The organism is Streptomyces sp. CA-106110 (assembly GCF_050936285.1).
Classification (GTDB): domain Bacteria; phylum Actinomycetota; class Actinomycetes; order Streptomycetales; family Streptomycetaceae; genus Streptomyces.
On the sequence record NZ_JBNJNB010000001.1, the window covers coordinates 1,709,461 to 1,729,433 of the forward strand.

The following is a 19,973-nucleotide window of genomic DNA, read 5'->3' on the forward strand; positions in this document are numbered from 1 at the left end:
CCGGCTGTTCTCCTTCGCAGGTCAGGCGCGGGCGGGGGTCAGGCGCGCTTGTAGACGGGCGGGCGTTTTTCCGTGAAGGCGCGGGCGCCTTCCTTGGCATCGGCGGTGGCGAAGATCGGCTGGCCGCGTTCGAGTTCGGCGGCGAGTCCGTCGGTCTCCGTCATCTCGGCGGTCTCGTACACGGACGCCTTGACGGCCTCGACGGCGAGCGGTCCGCAGGCGTTGATCTGCTCGGCGATCCGCAGTGCCGCGGCGAGCGCGGTGCCGTCGGGTACGACATGGCCGATGAGCCCGATGCCGGCCGCCTCCCGCGCCGTGTAGGGGCGTCCGGTGAGCAGCATCTCCAGGGCGTGGGTCCGGGGGATCTGCCGCGGGAGGCGGACCGTCGAGCCGCCGATCGGGAAGAGCCCGCGCCTGACCTCGAACAGGCCGAAGGTCGCGGACTCCCCCGCCACCCGGATGTCGGTCCCCTGCAGCATCTCGGTGCCGCCCGCCACACACGGGCCCTCGACGGCGGCGATCACCGGTTTGCGAGGGCGGTGATGGCGCAGCATCGCCTTCCAGTGCAGGCCCGGGTCGGCGGCGAACCGGTCGCGGTACTGCTCGCCCGCCATCCCCTGGCCCGCGAGGGCCTTGAGGTCCATCCCGGCGCAGAACGAGCCGCCGGCGCCGGTGAGCACGACCGAGCGGATCGCGTCGTCCGCGTCGGCCTCCATCCAGCCGTCGTAGAGGCCCACCAGCAAGGGCAGCGAAAGCGCGTTCCTGGCCTCCGGCCTGTTGAGCGTGAGCACCAGTGTGGCGCCTTCGCGCTGCACGGTGAGGTGTTCCGTCCCACCCATTGCTTCCTCCCGTCTCCGGAACGAGAACAGGTTGCAGTAGGCGCGGTGCCAGTACAAGAGATTTCTGACAGCTAGTCAGATTTCTTGGTGGGGGCCCTTCACAGTTGCGCGCGCCTTTGCTCTGATGACCGGCGAACCGACGGACGCGCCTTTCTCCGCAACGTCGCCCGGGTCAGGAGGAGTGGTGGAGTACAACCTTGCCGACCTGTTCGAGTCGGTCGTCGATGTGGTTCCGCACCGCGAGGCACTCGTGTACGCCGACCACCCCGGCACGGGCGAGGAGCGCCGTCTCAGCTATGCGGCGCTGGATGCGGCCGCCAACCGCATCGGACACCATCTGCTCGACGCCGGGATACGGCCCGGGGAGCATCTGGGGCTACACCTGTACAACGGGATCGAGTACCTGCAGACGGTGCTGGGCTGCCTCAAGGCCCGGATCGTCCCGGTGAACGTGAACTACCGCTATGTCGAGGACGAGTTGGTGTACCTCTACCGGGACGCCGACCTGGCGGCGCTCGTCTTCGACGCGGAATTCGCCGACCGGGTGGCGGCGGCGCTGCCGCGCACGGACAGGCTGCGGCACCTGGTGCGGGTGGGGACCCCCGCGCCAGGAGCCGCCGCCCCGCCCGCCGTGGGCTTCGCCAACGCCGAGGCCGCGGCCTCCCCAGGACGCGGTTTCGCTCCCCGCTCGGGGGACGACCAGTTCATCATCTACACCGGCGGCACGACCGGCATGCCGAAGGGTGTGATGTGGCGCCAGGAGGACCTCTTCTTCTCCGGGCTCGGCGGTGGCGCACCCACCGGCGAGCCGGTGAAGAAGCCGGAGGAGCTGGCCGAGCGGGTCGCGGCGGGCGGCGAGGGCATCACCTTCTTCCCGACCCCGCCGCTGATGCACGGCACCTCGACGCTGACGGCGTTCATCGGCTTCAACTTCGGCCAGCGGATCGTGCTCCATCGCAAATTCGTTCCCGAGGAAGTGCTGCGGACCGTCGAGAAGGAGAAGGTCACCAGCATCTCGCTGGTGGGCGACGCGATGCTGCGGCCCCTGATCGACGCGCTCGACGGCCCGCTGCGGGGCACGGACTGCTCGTCCCTGTTCAGCGTGTCCTCGTCGGGGGCCGTCATGTCGGAGACCGTGCGCGTCCAGTTCCAGGCGCTCGTCCCAAACGTCATGCTGCTGAACAACTTCGGGTCGTCGGAGTCCGGCTTCAACGGCACGGCGACCCCGGACTCGGGCCCGGCGAGAGGCTTCCGCATCCGCGTCAACTCCCGTACGTGCGTGGTGGACCCGGTCAACCGCGAACCGGTCGCGGTCGGCGAGCCGGGCCGCATCGCCCAGCGGGGGCACGTGCCCCTCGGCTACTACAACGACCCGCGGAAAACCGCCGAGACCTTCTTCCAGAAGGACGGCGAGCGCTGGGTGCTGCTCGGCGACATGGCGACGGTCGACGAGGAGGGGGTCATCACGGTCCTCGGCCGCGGCTCGCAGTGCATCAACACCGGTGGGGAGAAGGTGTATCCGGAAGAGGTCGAGCAGGCGCTCAAATCGCATCCGGACGTGTACGACGCCCTGGTCGCCGGGGTGCCGGACGCGACATGGGGCAACCATGTGGCGGCGGTGGTGCAGTTGCGCGAGGGGGCGGCACACCCGTCGCTGGAGGACATCCAGAGGCACTGCCGGGCGCACCTCGCGGGCTACAAGCTCCCGCGCCAGCTGGTGATCACGGACACCATCCGGCGCTCCCCCAGCGGCAAGGCGGACTACCGCTGGGCCAGGGAGGTCGCGGCCGCGGCGGATCGCTGAGCCGAAAGGGCGGGGGTCCGGCCCGGCAGCACGGGCCCTGGAACCGCGGTGATCAGGGCCGGCGTGAGCAGGCGTCCCGGATGGCGGGCGGCGTACAGCACGGCGAGGCTGCCGCTCACGAGTGGGCGAGCGCGTCCATCCGCTCGAGTCCGAGATGCGCGCGGAACGCCTCCGCATCGTCGGCGAGTCGGTCGCAGCAGTAGGCGGCGGGGGCCGCCGGATGCGCCGAGCCCCCGGTCCCGCGCGGGTCGAGCAGCGCCAGCCGCCGCCCGGCGTCGAGCCGGCCAGGGCTTCGAGGCAGGCGGACGCACGCACGGGGCCGCCGGGCAGCACGACGAGCGGCTCGCCCTTGCCTCGCAGGTGTCCCGTCGGGTGCGTCGAAGCTCGGTATGTGGTGATCCTCCCGACGGGCGCGCCGCGCCGGATCGCCTCGGGGTTCCGCGCCCGCACCGAACCCAGCGGCACCACCCAAAAAGTGAGGGCCGACCCCTTGCCTACAGGCCGATGAGCTGGATTACTGATCTCCGAGAGATCCGACCGAATGATCGGTCGCCCGGATTGTGCGATGGGCGAGGGAGACGCCTCCATGGCGGATGCGCAGGACCTGCTGGACGCGGGGGAACGACTCGACGCGGAGGCGCTGCGGGCCGTGCAGCTGGAGCGGCTGCAGGCCTCGCTGCGGCGCGTGTACGCGCACGTGCCCTTCTACCGGGAGTCCTTCGACAAGGCGGGGGTCCATCCGGACGACTGCCGCTCGCTCGCCGACCTGGCCCGCTTCCCCTTCACCGTGAAGTCGGACCTGCGGGAGAACTACCCGTACGGGATGTTCGCGGTGCCCCGGGAGCAGATCCGGCGCATCCACGCCTCCAGCGGCACCACCGGGCGCCCCACCGTCGTCGGGTACACCGACAACGATCTGTCCATGTGGTCCGACATGGTGGCCCGGTCGATCCGCGCGGCGGGCGGACGGCCCGGCGACACGGTGCACGTCGCCTATGGATACGGCCTGTTCACCGGCGGCCTCGGCGCCCACTACGGCGCCGAACGCCTCGGCTGCACGGTGATCCCCGCCTCCGGGGGCATGACGGCGCGGCAGGTGCAGCTGATCCAGGACCTGAAGCCCGGCGTCATCATGGTGACCCCCTCGTACATGCTCACCCTGCTCGACGAGTTCGAACGCCAGGGCGTCGACCCGCGCAGCACGTCCCTGCGCGTCGGGATCTTCGGCGCCGAGCCGTGGACGCAGGAGATGCGGCGCGAGATCGAGGAGCGGTTCGCGATCGACGCGGTCGACATCTACGGCCTCTCCGAGGTCATCGGCCCCGGCGTGGCCCAGGAGTGCGTCGAGACCAAGGACGGCCTCCATGTGTGGGAGGACCACTTCTACCCCGAGGTCGTCGACCCGATCACCGCCGAGGCGCTGCCCGACGGCGAGGAGGGCGAGCTGGTCTTCACCTCCCTCACCAAGGAGGCCATGCCCGTGGTCCGCTACCGGACCCGGGACCTGACCCGGCTGCTGCCCGGCACGGCCCGCGTCTTCCGGCGGATCGAGAAGATCACCGGCCGCAGCGACGACATGGTCATACTCCGGGGCGTCAACCTCTTCCCCACCCAGGTCGAGGAGATCGTGCTGCGCACCCCGGGCGTGGCACCGCACTTCCAGCTCCGGCTCACCCGCGAGGGCCGGCTCGACGCGCTCACCGTACGGGCCGAGGCCCGCACCGGGGCCACGCCCGAGCAGCGCGACGCGGCGGCTGTCACCATCGCCGCGGCCGTGAAGGACGGCATCGGCGTGTCCGTCGCGGTGGAGATCGTCGAACCGGAGTCCCTGGAGCGCTCCGTGGGGAAGATCCGGCGCATTGTGGACCTCCGCCCGCGCCCGTGACCGGCCGGCACCCCCGCAGCTCGGCACGCGGTGTGCCGAGGACCGCGGATCACCGCGAGACGCGGCGGATCCCGGACAGGTCACGGACCGTCACGCCGTTGCGGTCGGCGACCGAGCGGCCCAGCGCATGGTGCGGCCACAGTCCCCCCGCCACCCATCGGCTGCGCTCGCCCCACGCTCGGGCCGCGGGATGGGTGGCCTTGTAGAAGTTGACGGCGAAACCGCCGGAGTGGATCCGCAGCAGAGTGAAGCCACCGGGGTACTCCTTGACGGCGCTGACCTCCTGCAGCACCACGTGCGGGGCCTGCTGCAGGACGGTCCGCTTGTTGCGGTGGGTGTGGCCCGCGTGATGGAGGAAGACGCCGGGTGCGGCGGCATAGGCCTCCAGGATCGAGCGCGCCTGGGCGCGGTTCAGGCGCTGCCCGGGTGTCACGGGGAAGACGGAGCCCCGCACGGTCAGCGGATGGTGGCCGAAGACCACCGTGGGCTGGTCCTTGTGCTCCTTCAGCCGGCTCCGGAACCAGGAGAGCTGCTCGGCTCCGAGCCCGCCCGCGTCGCCCCCGTTGCCGTGCTTCTCGTAGGTGTCGAGGCCGACGATCCGCAGTCCGCCGACGTCACGTTTGAAGGCTCCCCTCCCTGAAGGGAGGGGATTCTCCACCCTCCAGGGTTGAGCGGGGATGTACGGCTCAGGCTGCCACCGGAGCCAGCGGCTCAGGTGGTCTTACGCCCTCGGCACCGTCCGGGTTCCAACCTGCCCGGACCAGCATCACGCGGGCGGAGTTCTTGTCCCTGGGGGACACGGCTGCGCACACGGTGCAGGCATACGTTCTCATCGAGAGAGGGAGTGCGTGCTTGGTTCTCGCCCCGCACGTTGCGCAGTCCATCGTGGTGTGCGCCGGGTGCACCAGACGGACGTCCCGTGCGTGCTTGCGGCCCATCTCGATCAGGGCACGCTTCGTCGCCGCGATGGCCGCGTCGGCCGCCTTGCGGGCCATGGTGGTCTTCGCGAGGAACTTCGGGCGGAAGTCCTCCACCGCCACTCCGTCATGATCGCGCATGACGGCCTTGGCCCACTTGCGGCCGGTGTCCTCACGCTGCCGCGCGATCTTCCTGTGCAGCTTCGCTGCCTGTGCCTGCGCCTTCTGGTAGCCGGTGGATGCACGCTGTCCTTTCGGTCGCCGGCGCCGGGCCATCATCCGCTGGTACTTCGCGAGCCGCTGAGCGGACCGCTCGCCGTGTTCGGCATGCGGAAGGTCGTAGGCGTCATCCGTGGTGGTCGCGGTCTCCTTCACACCCCAGTCCACGCCCAGGACGCGGCCGGTCTCCACAAGCGGCTCGACCTGGGCCGGGGCGACGAAGGAGGCGTACCAATGCCCGAGCGTGTCCTGGTACACGCGCACACTCGACGGGTCGGCCGGAAGAGCCCGCGACCACACCACGCTCAGCACGATCTGGCCCGCAAGGTGCAGACGACCGTCCTTCAGACGGAAGCCGCGCCGGGTGTAGTTCAGGCTCGGCCTGGCCTCCCGCTTGCGCTTGAAGCGGGGCATCCCGGCCCGGCGGTGCTGCGCAAGCCCGTCCTTGATGTCCTTCAGCGCCTTCGCCCTCGACCTGGCGAAGTCCCGGATCACCTGCTGCTGCGGCACGCTCGCGCCCTCAGCCAGCCACGCTGTCACCCCGCGGGCGTCGGTCAGCATCCTGTCCAGCTGCGCCGGACCACACGTCAACTTCTCGCCGCCCGCTCTGCTCTGCGCGTGGGCCTGCCGGGACTTGGCCACGCATTCGTTCCAGATCCAGCGGCAGCGATCCCACTCGGCTTCAAGTGCGCGCCGGGCTGTCTTCGACAGGCGTACACGGAAGGTGTACCGGGCATGCCCGGTGTCCTTCGTGGTCGCTTCTGTCGTCATGGATCCGAACCTACCCGGGGGGACTGACAGTTGAGAGTTCTTGACCGTTGTGGGCGGCATCACGGCCGTGCGGGGTGGACGCCGGATCGCCCTGACGGCGATCCGGCTGTCCCTGCCCTGCTCCGCAGGAGTCCGATTCCTCCCCGGCCTGAAGGCCGGGGCATCCTCGGAGAAAGCCGGTGAAGTAGCCGGGTCCGCCGTCACCGGGGAACCCCTCGCGGAAGCTGTCCTCGCCGTCGGCCGGGCAGGATCGGCAGTCGTTCCGGCAGGCGCCGGGGCCGGGCCGGTCGTGGTTGCCCCGCACGACGAAGTAGTCCCGGTCGTGCGTGCCGAAGCCGTCGAGGATGCGCCTGGCCTCGGTCAGGTCCCGCGGTGCCCCGCCGGCCGAGATGTCCCCGGCGGCCAGCAGCAGGTCCGCCCCGCGCAGGCGTGCCTCCGCGACCATCGCCCGGCTCATGATCTCCGGATACGGCGCGAGCCCCGGCTCCTGCGAGACTCCGCGCATCAGGGGTATGCCGCCCACCAGTCCGGCCGTGGTCTCGCCGAGGTGCAGGTCGTTGCAGAGCGCGATGGTCAGCAGATGCCGTCCGGGCGGGGGCTGGGGCGTGGTGAAGGAGTAGGGGCCTCCGCGCGAGCCGCGACCGTGCGGGCCGGTGCCCACCGCGTTGCCGCGCACGAGGTGCAGCGGTGTGGGACGGGCGGCCACGCCCCGGGAACGGGCCTGGTAGTAGTACGTCTGACCCGGTTCCAGGCCGGTGAGTTCCACTTGGTGGTGCGCGGTGGGCCGGTCCTCCCCCGCAACGCGGTTCAGACGGCCCGGACAGGTGCCGTAGACGACCTCTCCCTCGGTGGCCGCCGGGAGCATCCGGCCCAGTCCGTCATCGGTGCCCGGCACTCCGGTGTACCAGGTGATGACGGCGCGGTCCTCGGTCAGGGTCACAAGTTCCAGATGGACGGCCGACACCGCGTCCGCGTGGCGGGGGACGCCGGATGACGGTCGGGAGGCCGCCCGCAGCAGGGCGGGGGCGAGCAGGGCGCCGGAGCGCAGCACCTCGTGCGGGGCGGGCAGGGCCGCCAGGGCCGAGAGAACGGGGGAGAAGCAGCAGCGCATGCCGGCTGCTTCCCCGGGCGCAGTGAACGGCGTCGGTGGAGTCGACGGCGACGTCCGGTCGGGAAGGCGACATCTCGGCGCGGCGGCCGCAGCGCGGTGGCCGGATCACCTGCCCGGATCCCACGGATGCGCGCCGGCGCCCCGCTTCACCCCGTGTCGCCGAACCGGGTCCGCAGGTCCCGCTTGAGGATCTTCCCGCTCGCGTTACGGGGCAACTCGTCCACGAACACCACCCGCTTCGGCGCCTTGAACGGGGCGAGCGTCTCGCGGGCGTGCGCGATCAGCTCCTCCTCGGTGACCCGGCCGCGAGGGACCACGACGGCCGTGACGGCCTCGATCCACCGCTCGTCCGGCAGGCCGACGACCGCTGCCTCGGCGACCTGGGGATGGGTGTACAGCGCGTCCTCGACCTGCCGTGAAGCGACCAGCACACCACCGGAGTTGATGACGTCCTTGAGCCGGTCGACGATGGTGAAGTAGCCCTCGGAGTCCCGTACGCCGAGGTCCCCGGAGTGGAACCAGCCGTCCCGGAAGGCCTCCTCGGTCTCCTCGGGCTTGTCCCAGTATCCCTCGCACAACTGCGGTGACCGGTAGACGATTTCGCCCCGTTCACCGTCCGGCACGTCCTTGCCGGAGCCGTCGACGAGCTTCGCCTCCACGAACAGCACCGGGCGCCCGCAGGAGTCCATGCGCCCCTTGTGCTCATGGGGTCCGAGCACCATGGACAGCGGGCCGATCTCGCTCTGGCCGAAGCAGTTGTAGAAGGCGAGCTTCGGCAGTCGCTCCTTGAGGCGTTCCAGGACGGGCACCGGCATGATCGAGGCGCCGTAGTAGGCCTTCCGTAGCCCGCTCAGGTCGCGTGTGCCGAAATCGGGGCGGCCCGCGAGGCCGATCCATACGGTGGGCGGCGCGAACAGGCTGTCGGCCCGGCCCTCCTCGATCAGGTCGAAGAGCCGGTCGCCGTCGGGCGCGTCCAGGATCACGTTCTGCGCCCCCACGGCCAGGTAGGGCAGCAGGAAGACGTGCATCTGCGCCGAGTGGTAGAGCGGCAGCGCGTGCACGGGCAGGTCGCCCGCGCTCAGGTCGAGTGCGGTGATCGCGCTCAGATACTCGTGCACCAGCGCCCGGTGCGTCATCATCGCGCCCTTGGGGAGCGCGGTCGTACCGGACGTGTAGAGCAGTTGCACCAGGTCCTCGCCGCGCGGCTCCTCGCCGTCGTACGGCTCGGTCGTGGCGAGCCGCGCGAGCAGCGAGTCGTCCGCGTCGCGCAGCGGCAGCACCCGTACCCCCTCCGGGAGGTGGCCGGCGAGACCCGGGTCCGCGAGCACCAGCCCGCAGCCGGACTGGCCGACGATGTACGCCAGGTCGTCGCCGGTCAGGTTCTGGTTCACCGGCACGTGCACCAGCCCGGCGCGCGCGCAGGCCAGGAAGGCGATCAGATACGCGTCGGAGTTGTGGCCCAGTGCGCCCACGCGGTCCCCGCGCTCGAGTCCCGCCTCCACGAGGACGCGGGCGGCGCGGGAGACGGCGTCGTCCAGTTCGGCGTAGGTCCACGACCGGTCCCCGTAGTGGATCGCCACGCGTTCCGGGGTGCGCCCGGCACTTCGCCGCAGTGTGCCGTCGACTGTGACGCTTCGTCCTGCCGTCATGAACCGCCCCTTCGTCCGCCTCCGCCTGCCGCGATCCTCGTCGCGTCCCGCGAGGGCGGTCAAGGTCCGGACGTCTTCTGCAGCGGGGGCCGGTCTCACATCTGGCGGGTGCGGCCTTCCCAGTACGGTTCCCGCAGGCGGCGCTTGTACAGCTTGCCGTTCGGGTCGCGGGGCATCGCCGCGATGAAGTCCACACTCCTGGGCCGTTTGTAGCCGGCGAGCAGCCGGGCGCAGTGGTCGAGGATGTCGGCGCCGAGCGCCGGTCCCGGCTCGTGGCCGGGGGCGGTTTCGACGACCGCCTTCACCTCCTCGCCCCAGTCGTCGTGCGGGATCCCGAAGGCGGCGGCGTCGGCCACGGCGGGGTGGGTGAGCAGGGCGGCCTCGATCTCCGCGGGATAGATGTTGACCCCGCCCGAGATGATCAGGTCGATCTTGCGGTCGTGCAGGAAGAGATAGCCGTCCTCGTCGAGGTAGCCGAGGTCGCCCACCGTGAAGAAGTCGCCGATACGGCTCTTGCGGGTCTTGGCCTCGTCCTTGTGGTACGTGAATCCGCCGGTGGTCATCTTCATGTAGACGGTGCCGAGTTCGCCGGGCGCCAGCCTGTTGGCGTCGTCGTCGAAGACCGCGAGTTCGCTGATGGGCCAGGCCTTGCCGACCGTGCCGGGCTTCTTCAGCCAGTCCTCGGCGGTCGCGAACGCACCACCGCCCTCACTGGCCGCGTAGTACTCCTCCACGCTGTCGCCCCACCACTCGATCATGGCCCGCTTCACATGGTCGGGGCAGGGGGCGGCGCCATGGACGGCGTGCCGCATGGAGGAGACGTCGTAGCGCGCCCGCACCTCCTCGGGGAGCGCGAGCAGACGGTGGAACTGGGTCGGGACCATGTGGGTGTGTGTGCACCGGTGGATGTCGATCACGCGGAGCATCTCCTCGGGCGTCCACTTGTCCATCACGACCAGCCGGTGCCCGATGTGCAGGGACGCGCCCGCGAACTGGAGCACCGCCGTGTGGTACAGCGGCGAACAGACCAGGTGGACGTTGTCGTCGTACGGCTTGATGCCGAAGATGCCTAGGAAGCCGCCGAGATACACCTCCTCCGGCGGTTTACCGGGCAGCGGCCGGCGAATGCCGCGCGGGCGGCCCGTGGTGCCCGAGGTGTAGTTCATGACCCAGCCGAGGGTGCGCCCGCCCGGCGCCGACTCCGGCTGTCCGCCGAGGAGTTCGGCGTACGGCCGGAACCCCTCGACCGTTCCGGCGGCGTACCGTCCGGCGGTCGGCAGCTTCGCCTCGCCCGCGGCGCCCTTGGCCGCGTCCGCGAACCGCTCGTGCGCGATGAGCACCTTGGCGCCGGAGTCGGCGACGATCCAGGCGATCTCGGGACCCACGAGGTGGTGGTTGACGGGGACGAGGTAGAGGCCGGCCTGGGTGGCGGCGAGGTAGGCGGTCAGGAACTCGGCGCCGTTGGGCAGCATGACGGCGAAGGAGTCCCCGCGTTCGAGCCCCGCGGCCCGCAGTCCGTGGACCAGCCGGTTGGCCGCCCCCAGCAGCCGTCCGGCGGTCCACTCCTCCCCGTCGGGTGCGACGAGCACGGTGCGCTCGGGGTCTGCCGCTGCCTGGCCCCAGAAACCGTTGGCGTCCTGGTTCACTGCTGGCTCCTTCCGGCGATCCGGTTGATGCGGTCGACGGCGCGCTCGAAGCCGCGGGTGAGGTCGTCGACGACGGCCTGGACACTGCGTTCGCTGTTCATACGGCCGACGATCTGGCCGACGGGCGTGCCGAGCAGCGGCTCCACCTCGTACTTCTGGATGCGGGTGACGGCGTCGGCGACGAGCAGCCCCTGAAGGGGCATCGAAAGCACGTCGGGTCCACTGGGGTCGTCCCACGCGTCGGTCCATTCGGTCCGCAACTGCCGGGCCGGTTTGCCGGTCAGCGCCCGGGAGCGGACGGTGTCGCCCGAACCGGCGGCGAGCAGCTTGCGCACGAGCGCGGGCGAGGGAAGTTCGGCCTCCGTGGTGGTCAGCCAGATCGAGCCGAGCCAGACTCCCTGGGCCCCGAGCGCGAGGGCCGCTGCCATCTGCTGCCCGCTGCCGATGCCTCCGGCGGCCAGTACGGGCAACGGGCCGACGGCGTCGACGACTTCGGGGGTGAGCACCATGGAGGCGATCTCTCCGGTGTGGCCGCCGGCCTCGTACCCCTGGGCGACGACGATGTCGATGCCCGCCTCCTTGTGCTTGCGCGCGTGCCGGGCGCTGCCGGCCAGCGCGGCGACGAGCACACCCTGGTCGTGGGCGCGTGCCACGACGTCGGCAGGCGGGGAGCCGAGCGCGTTGGCGAGCAGTTTGATCGGATAGTCGAAGGCGACGTCGAGCTGGGAGCGGGCGACCTGCTCCATCCAGCCGGTGATCCGCCACCCGGACGCCTCGCCGTCGGCGAGTTCGGGCACCCCGTACTTGGCGAGGGTGTCCCTGACGAACTGCCGGTGCCCTTCCGGGATCATCGCCTCGACATCGGCCTCGGTGACACCCTCCACTTTCCTCGCGGGCATGACGACGTCCAGCCCGTAGGGCCTGCCGTCGACGTGTGCCTCGAGCCAGTCGAGGTCGCGCTTGAGGTCATCGGGGGCGGTGTAGCGGACCGCGCCGAGCACGCCGAAGCCGCCGGCCCGGCTGATGGCCGCGGCGACGGCGGGAAACGGTGTGAAGCCGAAGAGGGCGTGCTCGACTCCCAGTCGCTTGCTCAGCTCCGTCTGCATGGGCGCAGGATGCCGCAGCGACCGGGAGGAGGGAAGACCTTTTCTGATGCTCCGTCAGATTGTGTCCTCGAGCACTGCCATCGCCGCGTTGTGCCCCGGCACCCCGCTCACCCCGCCGCCGCGCACCGCTCCCGCTCCGCACAGCAGAACGTTCGCGTGCGGCGTCTCCACCCCCCACCGGCCGGTGCCCTCCTGCGCGTACGGCCAGGCCAGCTCGCGGTGGAAGATGTTGCCGCCCGGCAGCCGCAGGTCGCGCTCCAGGTCCAGCGGGGTCTTCGCCTCGATGCAGGGGCTCCCGTCCGCGTCCTTGGCCAGACACCCCTCGATGGGCTCGGCGAGGTGGGCGTCCAGCTGCGCCAGCGTCGACTTCAGCAACTCGTCCCGTACACCGTCGTTGTCGCTCTCGAAGAGACGGGCGGGCGTGTGGAGGCCGAAGAGGGTCAGGGTCTGGTAGCCGCGCTCGACGAGTTCCGGGCCGAGGATGGTCGGGTCGGTCAGCGAGTGGCAGTAGATCTCCGAGGGCGGCGCGCTCGGCAGCCTGCCCGCGACCGCCTGGGCGTGGGCGGTGGCCAGCTGCTCGTACCCCTCCGCGATGTGGAAGGTCCCGGCGAAGGCCTCACGGGGGTCGACGGCGGCGTCCCGCAGCGCGGGCAGCCGGGTCAGCAGCATGTTCACCTTGAGCTGGGTGCCCTCGGCCGGGGCGGCCGGGGTGTCGCCGGTGAGCCTGGCCAGCTCCTGCGGCGACGCGTTCACCAGGACGTGCCGGGCGGCGACGGTGCCCTCCCTGTCCTCGGTCCGGTACGTGACCTCGGCGGAGCGTCCGTCGGTCTCGATCCCCACCACCTCGCGCCCTGTGGCGATCACCGCGCCGGCGGCGCGCGCGGCCTGGGCCAGCGCATCGGTGAACGCTCCCATGCCGCCCACCGGGACGTCCCAGGCGCCCGTGCCGCCGCCGATGACGTGGTAGAGGAAGCAGCGGTTCTGCCGCAGGGAGGCGTCGTGGGCGTCGGCGAAGGTCCCGATCAGGGCATCGGTGAGGACGACACCCCGGACCAGGTCGTCCTGGAAGCGGGCCTCGACGGCGGCACCGATGGGCTCCTCGAACAGCGCGCGCCAGGCCTCCTCGTCGTCGACGCGGCGGCGCAGTTCGTCTCGCGTGGGCAGGGGGTCGGTGAGCGTGGGGAACACCCGCTCGGCGACGCGTCCGGTCATCCCGTAGAAGCTCTGCCATGCCTCGTACTCGCGATCGGAGCCGGTGAGCCGGGCGAACGCCTCCCGGGTCCGCCGCTCGCCGCCGCCGACGAGCAGCCCGGTGGGCCGCCCTTCGCGCTCGACGGGCGTGTACGAGGACACCGTGCGCCCCCTGACCCTGAAGTCGAGCTCCAGGTCCCGCACGATCTTCCGGGGCAGCAGGCTGACCAGGTACGAGTACCGCGACAGCCGCGCGTCCACCCCGGTGAACGGCCGCGTGGACACGGCGGCGCCCCCGGTGTGGTCCAGTCGCTCCAGGACCAGCACGGACCGCCCGGCCCGGGCCAGGTAGGCGGCGGCCACCAGTCCGTTGTGTCCGCCGCCGACGACGACGACGTCATATCCCTCGTGTGCAGGCATGCTTCTTCGTAGCACGTCATGATCCGGATCGGCCAGTGACGGGCCGCACCGCGTACCCACCCTGGCCCGGCCAGGCGTCCCCCGTCGCCTGCGATCGCGTCCGTCCGCGCCCCGCCCTCCCCCGGCCGGTCCGCTCCAGCGAGCTGTCAGCCGACTTTGTACGGTGCGGGACGGGCCTCCGGGCCGAGTCTGGCCATCGCGCGCAGGATGTGTTTGGGCGGCAGTTGCCAGCGCAGACGTGCGGGAACGCAGCGGAGCAGGGTGCCGGTGACCCGCAGGCGCCGGGTCACCGTCCTGGGCGCGGGGGCCCGTCTCCCGTACAGCTCGTGGGCGTACGGGGGCAGCGCGCCGTACGCCAGGTCGGCCACGCGCCGCCACACCAGGGTGCGCGCCGGGAGGAGCAGCGGATGGACGGGCGGGCGGCGCAGGAAGTCGTCCACCTCCCGGGCCTCGGGACCGGCGGCGAGCTCGGGCAGCACCTTCTCGAAATAGGCAGCCAACTGGGCCTGGTCGGAGGGCACTTGCTCCTGGTCGAGCCCCACGAGGCCCGCCGCCGCCCGGTTTTCGCGGATGTACCGGTCGGCCTGGGAGTCGGTGAGCCGGAAGCCCGAGCGGCGCAGGACGTGGAGATAGGAGTCGATCTCGGCGCAGTGCACCCACAGCAACAGCTCCGGCCGGTCCACGCCGTACCGCTCGCCGGTGCGCGGATCGGTGGCGCCCAGCAGGCCGTGGATCCGGCGCACCCGTGCGGCCGCCCGCTCCGCGGCCTCGGTGGTGCCGTACGTCGTCGTGCCGACGAAGTTGGCGGTCCGCATCAGCCGGCCCCAGGCGTCGCGCCGGAAGTCGGAGTTCTGCACGACGCCGCGCACGGTCGGCGGATGCAGGGCCTGCAGGTAGAGCGCACGGATGCCGGCGACCCACATCATGGGGTCACCGTGCATCTGCCAGGTCACCGAGGAGGGCCCGAAGAACCCCGGATCCGCGTCCACCCCGTCAGTGTGGCCTTGCCCGGTACGCGCCATCAACCGTCCGCGGGCACCCCGGGCGGCAGGTTGAACGGGGTGACCACCTGGATCGGCGACGGCAGATGGGGACCTTCCTCGGGGAGCGCCCCGTGTGCCCGCATGACCGTCTGGCAGGCGCGGCGCATGTCCTGGCGCAGGTCGTGGTGGAGCACGGCGGAGATACGGCGTTCGCCCAGCAACCGGGTGTTGTCGCGGTCGAGGTCGTGTGCGATGAAGACGGCCAGGTCGCGGCCGAGCGCCGCGAAGGCGTCCACGGTCGCGGCGTTGCCGCCGCCGACGGAGTAGACGGCGTTGATCTCCGGGTCCCGCTCCAGGGCGGCCAGGACGAGATCCCGCTGAGTGGCGTCCAGACCGTCACTGTCGGTGACCTCGACGACCGTACGCTCGGGGCAGGTCATCCGGAGCGCGCCGCGAAAGCCCATCTCGCGTTCCTCCTCGCCACGGAAGAAACCGCGGCTGATGGTGACGAGCACATGGCCGGGGCGGTCGCCCAGCCACTGGTCGAGGAGGTAGGCGGCTGTGGCCCCGGCGGCGCGGTTGTCGATGCCGATGTACGCGTGGCGGGCACTGCCGGGCAGATCGGTCACCAGGGTGACCACGGGGATCCCGGCCCCGACCAGCCGGGCGACGGCGGCGGTGACCTCGGGCAGGTCCGGGGCCTTGAGGATCACCCCCTGGGAACCGCGCCGGGCGATGCGGTCCAGGATGCTGATCAGCTCCTCGGGCGGACAGGTCTCCCGGAAGTGGAAGCGGGAGCGGACGAGGGCGGGGTGCAGGGAGGGGAGTTCGGCCTCCAGGGCGTCACGGACCGCGGCGGAGAACCGGGCCGGTGTCTGCATCACGATGTCGATCATGAAGGCGCGTCCGCCGATCCGGACCTGGGTGCGCTGCCGGTCCAGGTCCTTGATCGCCTGGTGCACCTCGCGCACCGTGCTCTCCCGGACCCCGCCGCGGTGGTTGAGGACGCGGTCGACGGTCGCCTGGCTCAGGCCGGCCTGACGGGCTATCTCGCGGATCGTGTACGGGTGTCCCATGACTCGTTCCCGGACGTCGGCGGCGCGGGGCCGCGACGGCTTGTCGATGATGGCTTTTTGATGGGCCTCTGATCATTGAATGAGTGACCCGGGTTCACAAGACTGGCGGAAGCGACAGCACTGCGAAAGGAGTGTGCGATGGCTCTCACCGCCACCGGACCCGCGACCTGGCTGAGCGAGGAGGACTGCGACCTCGACGCCTTCCGCACCCTGGTCGAAGGGCGCACCGACCCGGCGGACTACCCGCACGCCGCGGACGTACGGCAGAACGTCCCGGTGTACGACTGCGACCGGCTGCGGGAGGCCGACCCGAGGCAGGTGCAGACGGAGTGGGTGCGTGCCCTGCTGGACGGGCCCGGCATCGTGGTGCTCGAGCGCGCCTTCCGCGACCTCGGCGCGGTGGACCGCGCGAGCGCCGCCTTCACCGCGCTGATCGAGCAGGAACGCGCGACGGGTGCCGCCCGCGGGGACCACTTCGCCAAGCCCGGCGCCAACGACCGGGTGTGGAACGCGCTCGACAAGCTGGCCGCACACGACCCGGAGACGTTCGCCGACTACTACGGCAACGACATGCTGGCGCTGGTCGCCGAGGCCTGGCTGGGCCCGGGCTATCAAATCACCTCACAGGTGAACCAGGTCAACCCGGGCGGCGCGGCGCAGAGCGTGCACCGCGACTACCACCTCGGATTCCTCGGCCAGGAACAGGCGGCCCGCTACCCGGGGCACGTGCACCGGCTCTCCCCCGTACTGACGCTGCAGGGCGCGGTGGCGCACTGCGACATGCCGGTGGAGTCCGGCCCTACGCTGTACCTGCCGCACTCGCAGAAGTACGAACCGGGCTATCTGGCCTGGCGGCTCCCGGAGTTCATCGCCTACTTCGACGCGCACCACGTCCAGCTGCCCTTGGCCAAGGGCGACGCGGTCTTCTTCAACCCGGCGCTCTTCCATGCCGCGGGGCACAACCGCTCCGCCGGCATCAGGCGCATGGCCAATCTGCTCCAGATCTCCTCCGCCTTCGGCCGCGCCATGGAGACGGTCGACCGCGAGGCGGTGTCGAACGCGCTCTATCCGGTCCTGCTGCGGCGCCGGGGCGAGGGCGCCGACCAGGACTGGCTGCGCCGGGTGGTCGCGGCCTGTGCCGAGGGCTACCCCTTCCCGACCAACCTGGATCTGGATCCGCCGGCCGACGGGCTGGCCCCGCCGTCCCAGGCGGACACCGTGTGCCAGGCCGTGTCCGAGGGCTGGAGCCCCGGCCGGCTGCTCCGGGAACTCCGGGCCGGCGCCGAGCGCCGCACGATCTGAAAGGACATCCGCACTCATGGGTCTTCTGACGGACAAGGTCGTCCTGGTCAACGGCGGAAGCCAGGGCGTGGGAGCCGGAATCGTCCGGGCCGCCGTACGCGAAGGCGGGCGGGTCGTCTTCACCGGTCGCCGGGCGGACGTGGGCGAGCGGTGCGCGGCCGAGACCGGTGCCGGCTTCGTGCGGGCGGACCTCGCCGACCCCGCGCAGGCGCGTCACAGCGTGGAGCGGGTCGTGGAGCGCCACGGCCGCATCGACTGTCTGGTGAACGCGGCGGGGCTGACCTCACGGGGAACGCTGCTGGACACCACGCCCGAGCTGTTCGACGCCCATGTCGCGATCAATCTGCGGGCGCCGTTCTTCGCGATGCAGGCGGCCGTACAGAACATGGTGGACCGCGAGGCGGCCGGCACCATCGTCAACATCATCACGTCCTCGTCGCACGGCGGACAGCCCTTCCTCGCCCCGTACGTCGCCGCCAAGGCCGGACTTTCGGGACTCACCCGCAACGCCGCCCACGCACACCGCTGGGACCGGATCCGGATCAACGGGCTGAACATCGGCTGGACGGACACCGAGGGTGAGGACGCCGTCCAGCGCGCCTTCCACGGCGCCGGGGACGACTGGCGCGTCGAGGCGGCGAAGGGGCAGCCGATGGGCAGGCTGGGCCAGGTCGACGAGATCGCCGACTTCGTCGCCTTCCTGCTGTCCGACCGCAGCGGTGTGGTGACCGGTTCGGTGATCGACTGGGGCCAGATCGTCCTCGGCGGCCTGGACTGACGTCCTTCTCCTCGGCGCCCCCGCACGCCTTCCACGAAAGATCGGAGCGACTCTTCATGCGTATCGGCATTCTTGGCCTCGGCCGGATCGGCGCCTTCCACGCCGCCACACTCGCCGGACTGGACGCGGTGGACTCCCTGGTGGTCACCGACCCCGTGAAGGCGGCGACCGCCTCGGCGGCGGAACGCCACGGGGCCACGGCGGTCGACTCCCCCGAGGAGCTGCTGGCCGCCGGTGTCGACGGCGTCGTGATCGCCGCGGCCACGGACGCGCATCCGGCGCTGATTCTCGCCGCCGTCGAGGCGAGCGTCCCCGTCTTCTGCGAGAAGCCGGTGGCGAAGGCCGTCGAGGAGAGCCTGACCGTGCTGCGCGCGGTGCGGGACAGCGGTGTCGAGGTGCACATCGGGTACAACCGGCGCTTCGACGCGGGCTGTGTGGCGGCGCGCAAGGCGGTCCTCGCCGACGAACTCGGCAAGCTGCACACCGTGCGCTCCACCACCCTGGACCCGGCGCCGCCGCCGGAGGCGTACATCGCCGTGTCCGGCGGCATCTTCCGCGACTGCTCCGTGCACGACTTCGACATCGTGCGCTGGGTGACCGGCCGGGAGGTCGCCGAGGTGTACGCGGCGGGCGGCAACCGCGGTGCCGAGTACATCGCGGCGGCGGGCGACGTCGACACAGCCTCGGCGATCCTCACCCTGGACGACGGGACGCTGGCCGTGGTGTCCAACTCACGGCACAACGCGCGCGGTTACGATGTGCGCCTCGAGCTGCACGGCATGAAGGACAGCATCGCCGTGGGACTGGAGGACAAACTGCCGCTGCGGTCCGTCGAGCCGGGCGCCACGTTCCCGGCAGGCACCCCGCACCACTTCTTCATGGACCGCTTCGCCGACGCCTACCGGGCCGAACTCACCGCATTCACCGAGGTCGTGGCGGGCCGCACACCCTCGCCCTGTACGGTTGCGGACGCCATCGAGGCGAGCTGGATCGCCGAGGCCTGCACGCTGTCGCTGGCGGAGCACCGACCGGTGCGGATGGAAGAGGTACGGCACGGAATGGACGAGGTGAGCGCGCGGTGAGCGCACCCCTGCGGATCGGGATCCTGGGCGCGGCCCGGATCAGTGAACGGGCACTCGTCACCCCGGCCCGCGAGGGCGGCCACCGGCTGGTGGCGGTCGCCGCCCGCGACCGGGACCGGGCGCAGGCCTTCGCCGACACCCACGGCGTGGAGCGGGTCGCGGGCTCCTACGCCGAGCTGATCGCCGACCCCGAGGTCGAGGTCGTCTACAACCCGCTGGCCAACGGCCTGCACGGCCCGTGGAACCTGGAGGCCCTGCGCGCGGGCAAGCATGTGCTGAGCGAGAAGCCGTCGGCGAGCAACGCGCAGGAGGCGGCCGAGGTGCGCGACGCGGCCGCCAAGTCGGGCACCGTCTTCATGGAGGGCTTCCACTACCTCTTCCATCCGGTCACCCGGCGGCTGCACGAACTGCTCGCCTCGGGTGAACTGGGCGAGCTCCGGCACGTGGAGACCGTGGTGGCCATGCCAGCCCCGCCCGAGGACGATGTGCGCTGGTCGCTCCCGCTGGCGGGCGGTGCCGTGATGGACCTGGGCTGCTACGGCCTGCATGCCCAGCGGGCGCTGGCCCCCTGGGCGGGCGGTGCTCCCGTGGTCGTCTCGGCCCGGGGCGGGGAGCGGGCGCAGGCACCGGGTGTCGACGAATGGCTGGACGCGGAGCTCGCCTTCCCCGGCGGCGCCACCGGCGTCGCGCGCTGTTCCATGGCGCACGACACCTGGCAGGCCACCTGCCGGGTGATCGGCACCCGGGGCGAGGCCACGGCGGTCGACTTCATCCTGCCGCACCAGGACGACCGGGTCGTGGTCCGCACCGGGGCGGGTGAGCGGACGGAGGAACTGGGCCGCAGGTCCTCGTACGCCTACCAGCTCGACGCGTTCACGGCCCATGTGCGCGAGGGCCGGCCGCAGCCCGTCGATGCGGAGGACGCGCTCGCGACCATGCGGCTCATCGACGAGTGCTACGAGAAGGCCGGTTTCACGCCGCGGCCGCGCAGTCGAGCCGTCTGAGCCGTCACCACAGCCACGGGTCGTCACCAGAGGCCGGGCTTCTTCCGGACACCGAAAAGGGCGCCTGACACGGCACATGCCGGACAGGCGCCCTTCCCGGCCTCGGGTCCTGCCTCCGCCGGTGGACGCGGTAGGACCATGTCGTTCGAACTGCCTGTCTCCAAAGCCACGATCTGGCGTGGCCGCCTGC

Annotated in this window: 17 protein-coding genes; 6 read left to right on the top strand and 11 right to left on the bottom strand. The window is 71.4% G+C overall.

What is annotated here, in order from left to right:
• Positions 1-38 precede the first annotated feature (38 nt).
• A complete protein-coding gene (locus ACQEXA_RS07990; RefSeq protein ID WP_432935686.1) occupies positions 39-839 on the bottom strand; it encodes a crotonase/enoyl-CoA hydratase family protein in 801 nt (266 codons plus the stop codon).
• 184 nt (positions 840-1,023) lie between these two features.
• Here ACQEXA_RS07990 and ACQEXA_RS07995 point away from each other — a divergent pair, with 184 nt between their 5' ends.
• The gene (locus ACQEXA_RS07995; protein WP_432935684.1) at positions 1,024-2,643 is read left to right on the top strand and encodes an acyl-CoA synthetase; all 1,620 of its coding nucleotides are present in this window, start codon (positions 1,024-1,026) and stop codon (positions 2,641-2,643) included.
• A 115-nt stretch (positions 2,644-2,758) separates the two neighbouring features.
• On the opposite strand, the gene ACQEXA_RS08000 is transcribed toward ACQEXA_RS07995, so the two are convergent.
• Positions 2,759-3,115, bottom strand: coding sequence for an alpha/beta fold hydrolase (locus ACQEXA_RS08000; RefSeq protein ID WP_432935682.1), 357 nt, complete (start codon positions 3,113-3,115; stop codon positions 2,759-2,761).
• 114 nt (positions 3,116-3,229) lie between these two features.
• Between ACQEXA_RS08000 and paaK the strand changes: the two genes are divergently transcribed.
• Positions 3,230-4,528 (top strand): phenylacetate--CoA ligase PaaK, encoded by a 1,299-nt coding sequence (gene paaK, locus ACQEXA_RS08005; RefSeq protein ID WP_432935680.1) that lies wholly within the window; start codon positions 3,230-3,232, stop codon positions 4,526-4,528.
• A 49-nt stretch (positions 4,529-4,577) separates the two neighbouring features.
• Here paaK and ACQEXA_RS08010 read toward each other — a convergent pair whose 3' ends face one another.
• The 9 genes from ACQEXA_RS08010 to ACQEXA_RS08050 all read right to left on the bottom strand — a co-directional run bounded on the left by ACQEXA_RS08010 (position 4,578) and on the right by ACQEXA_RS08050 (position 15,617).
• A complete protein-coding gene (locus ACQEXA_RS08010; RefSeq protein ID WP_433129201.1) occupies positions 4,578-5,186 on the bottom strand; it encodes a metallophosphoesterase family protein in 609 nt (202 codons plus the stop codon).
• Between the two features lie 28 nt (positions 5,187-5,214).
• The gene (locus tag ACQEXA_RS08015) at positions 5,215-6,435 is read right to left on the bottom strand and encodes an RNA-guided endonuclease InsQ/TnpB family protein (RefSeq protein ID WP_433129203.1); all 1,221 of its coding nucleotides are present in this window, start codon (positions 6,433-6,435) and stop codon (positions 5,215-5,217) included.
• Between the two features lie 10 nt (positions 6,436-6,445).
• Positions 6,446-7,546 (bottom strand): fibronectin type III domain-containing protein, encoded by a 1,101-nt coding sequence (locus ACQEXA_RS08020; RefSeq protein WP_433129205.1) that lies wholly within the window; start codon positions 7,544-7,546, stop codon positions 6,446-6,448.
• Between the two features lie 146 nt (positions 7,547-7,692).
• On the bottom strand, positions 7,693-9,195 hold the full coding sequence (locus ACQEXA_RS08025; protein ID WP_432935677.1) for an acyl-CoA synthetase: 1,503 nt from the start codon (positions 9,193-9,195) through the stop codon (positions 7,693-7,695).
• 95 nt (positions 9,196-9,290) lie between these two features.
• Complete coding sequence (locus ACQEXA_RS08030) at positions 9,291-10,841, bottom strand: acyl-CoA synthetase (RefSeq protein WP_433129207.1); 1,551 nt, start codon at positions 10,839-10,841, stop codon at positions 9,291-9,293.
• Positions 10,838-11,947 carry a nitronate monooxygenase gene (locus ACQEXA_RS08035; protein WP_433129209.1) on the bottom strand — a complete coding sequence of 370 codons (1,110 nt, stop codon included), beginning with the start codon at positions 11,945-11,947 and terminating at the stop codon, positions 10,838-10,840. The genes ACQEXA_RS08030 and ACQEXA_RS08035 overlap by 4 nt, the downstream gene beginning before the upstream one ends.
• 54 nt (positions 11,948-12,001) lie before the next feature.
• Positions 12,002-13,558, bottom strand: coding sequence for a phytoene desaturase family protein (locus tag ACQEXA_RS08040; protein ID WP_433129211.1), 1,557 nt, complete (start codon positions 13,556-13,558; stop codon positions 12,002-12,004).
• Positions 13,559-13,704: 146 nt separating this feature from the next.
• A complete protein-coding gene (locus ACQEXA_RS08045) occupies positions 13,705-14,499 on the bottom strand; it encodes an oxygenase MpaB family protein (RefSeq protein ID WP_432939825.1) in 795 nt (264 codons plus the stop codon).
• Between the two features lie 80 nt (positions 14,500-14,579).
• Positions 14,580-15,617, bottom strand: coding sequence for a LacI family DNA-binding transcriptional regulator (locus ACQEXA_RS08050; RefSeq protein WP_432935669.1), 1,038 nt, complete (start codon positions 15,615-15,617; stop codon positions 14,580-14,582).
• Positions 15,618-15,755: 138 nt separating this feature from the next.
• Here ACQEXA_RS08050 and ACQEXA_RS08055 point away from each other — a divergent pair, with 138 nt between their 5' ends.
• From ACQEXA_RS08055 to ACQEXA_RS08070, 4 genes are read left to right on the top strand one after another with little or no spacing between them, the layout of a single operon-like run.
• Complete coding sequence (locus tag ACQEXA_RS08055) at positions 15,756-16,919, top strand: phytanoyl-CoA dioxygenase family protein (protein WP_432935667.1); 1,164 nt, start codon at positions 15,756-15,758, stop codon at positions 16,917-16,919.
• Between the two features lie 16 nt (positions 16,920-16,935).
• Positions 16,936-17,697 carry an SDR family oxidoreductase gene (locus ACQEXA_RS08060; RefSeq protein WP_433129216.1) on the top strand — a complete coding sequence of 254 codons (762 nt, stop codon included), beginning with the start codon at positions 16,936-16,938 and terminating at the stop codon, positions 17,695-17,697.
• Between the two features lie 56 nt (positions 17,698-17,753).
• Positions 17,754-18,779, top strand: coding sequence for a Gfo/Idh/MocA family protein (locus ACQEXA_RS08065; protein WP_433129219.1), 1,026 nt, complete (start codon positions 17,754-17,756; stop codon positions 18,777-18,779).
• On the top strand, positions 18,776-19,783 hold the full coding sequence (locus tag ACQEXA_RS08070) for a Gfo/Idh/MocA family protein (protein ID WP_432935663.1): 1,008 nt from the start codon (positions 18,776-18,778) through the stop codon (positions 19,781-19,783). Before ACQEXA_RS08065 ends, ACQEXA_RS08070 begins: the two co-directional genes overlap by 4 nt.
• The last annotated feature ends 190 nt before the right edge of the window (positions 19,784-19,973 follow it).

What these genes read in the sequence shown, in the direction of transcription:
- ACQEXA_RS08040 (WP_433129211.1), bottom strand. Translation starts at nt 13,558, where the DNA reads ATGCCTGCACACGAGGGATATGACGTCGTCGTCGTCGGCGGCGGACAC.
- ACQEXA_RS08065 (WP_433129219.1), top strand. Translation starts at nt 17,754, where the DNA reads ATGCGTATCGGCATTCTTGGCCTCGGCCGGATCGGCGCCTTCCACGCC.
- ACQEXA_RS07990 (WP_432935686.1), bottom strand. Translation starts at nt 839, where the DNA reads ATGGGTGGGACGGAACACCTCACCGTGCAGCGCGAAGGCGCCACACTG.
- ACQEXA_RS08050 (WP_432935669.1), bottom strand. Translation starts at nt 15,617, where the DNA reads ATGGGACACCCGTACACGATCCGCGAGATAGCCCGTCAGGCCGGCCTG.
- ACQEXA_RS08020 (WP_433129205.1), bottom strand. Translation starts at nt 7,546, where the DNA reads ATGCGCTGCTGCTTCTCCCCCGTTCTCTCGGCCCTGGCGGCCCTGCCC.
- ACQEXA_RS08060 (WP_433129216.1), top strand. Translation starts at nt 16,936, where the DNA reads ATGGGTCTTCTGACGGACAAGGTCGTCCTGGTCAACGGCGGAAGCCAG.
- ACQEXA_RS08045 (WP_432939825.1), bottom strand. Translation starts at nt 14,499, where the DNA reads ATGCACGGTGACCCCATGATGTGGGTCGCCGGCATCCGTGCGCTCTAC.
- ACQEXA_RS08015 (WP_433129203.1), bottom strand. Translation starts at nt 6,435, where the DNA reads ATGACGACAGAAGCGACCACGAAGGACACCGGGCATGCCCGGTACACC.
- ACQEXA_RS08055 (WP_432935667.1), top strand. Translation starts at nt 15,756, where the DNA reads ATGGCTCTCACCGCCACCGGACCCGCGACCTGGCTGAGCGAGGAGGAC.
- ACQEXA_RS08035 (WP_433129209.1), bottom strand. Translation starts at nt 11,947, where the DNA reads ATGCAGACGGAGCTGAGCAAGCGACTGGGAGTCGAGCACGCCCTCTTC.
- ACQEXA_RS08025 (WP_432935677.1), bottom strand. Translation starts at nt 9,195, where the DNA reads ATGACGGCAGGACGAAGCGTCACAGTCGACGGCACACTGCGGCGAAGT.
- paaK (WP_432935680.1), top strand. Translation starts at nt 3,230, where the DNA reads ATGGCGGATGCGCAGGACCTGCTGGACGCGGGGGAACGACTCGACGCG.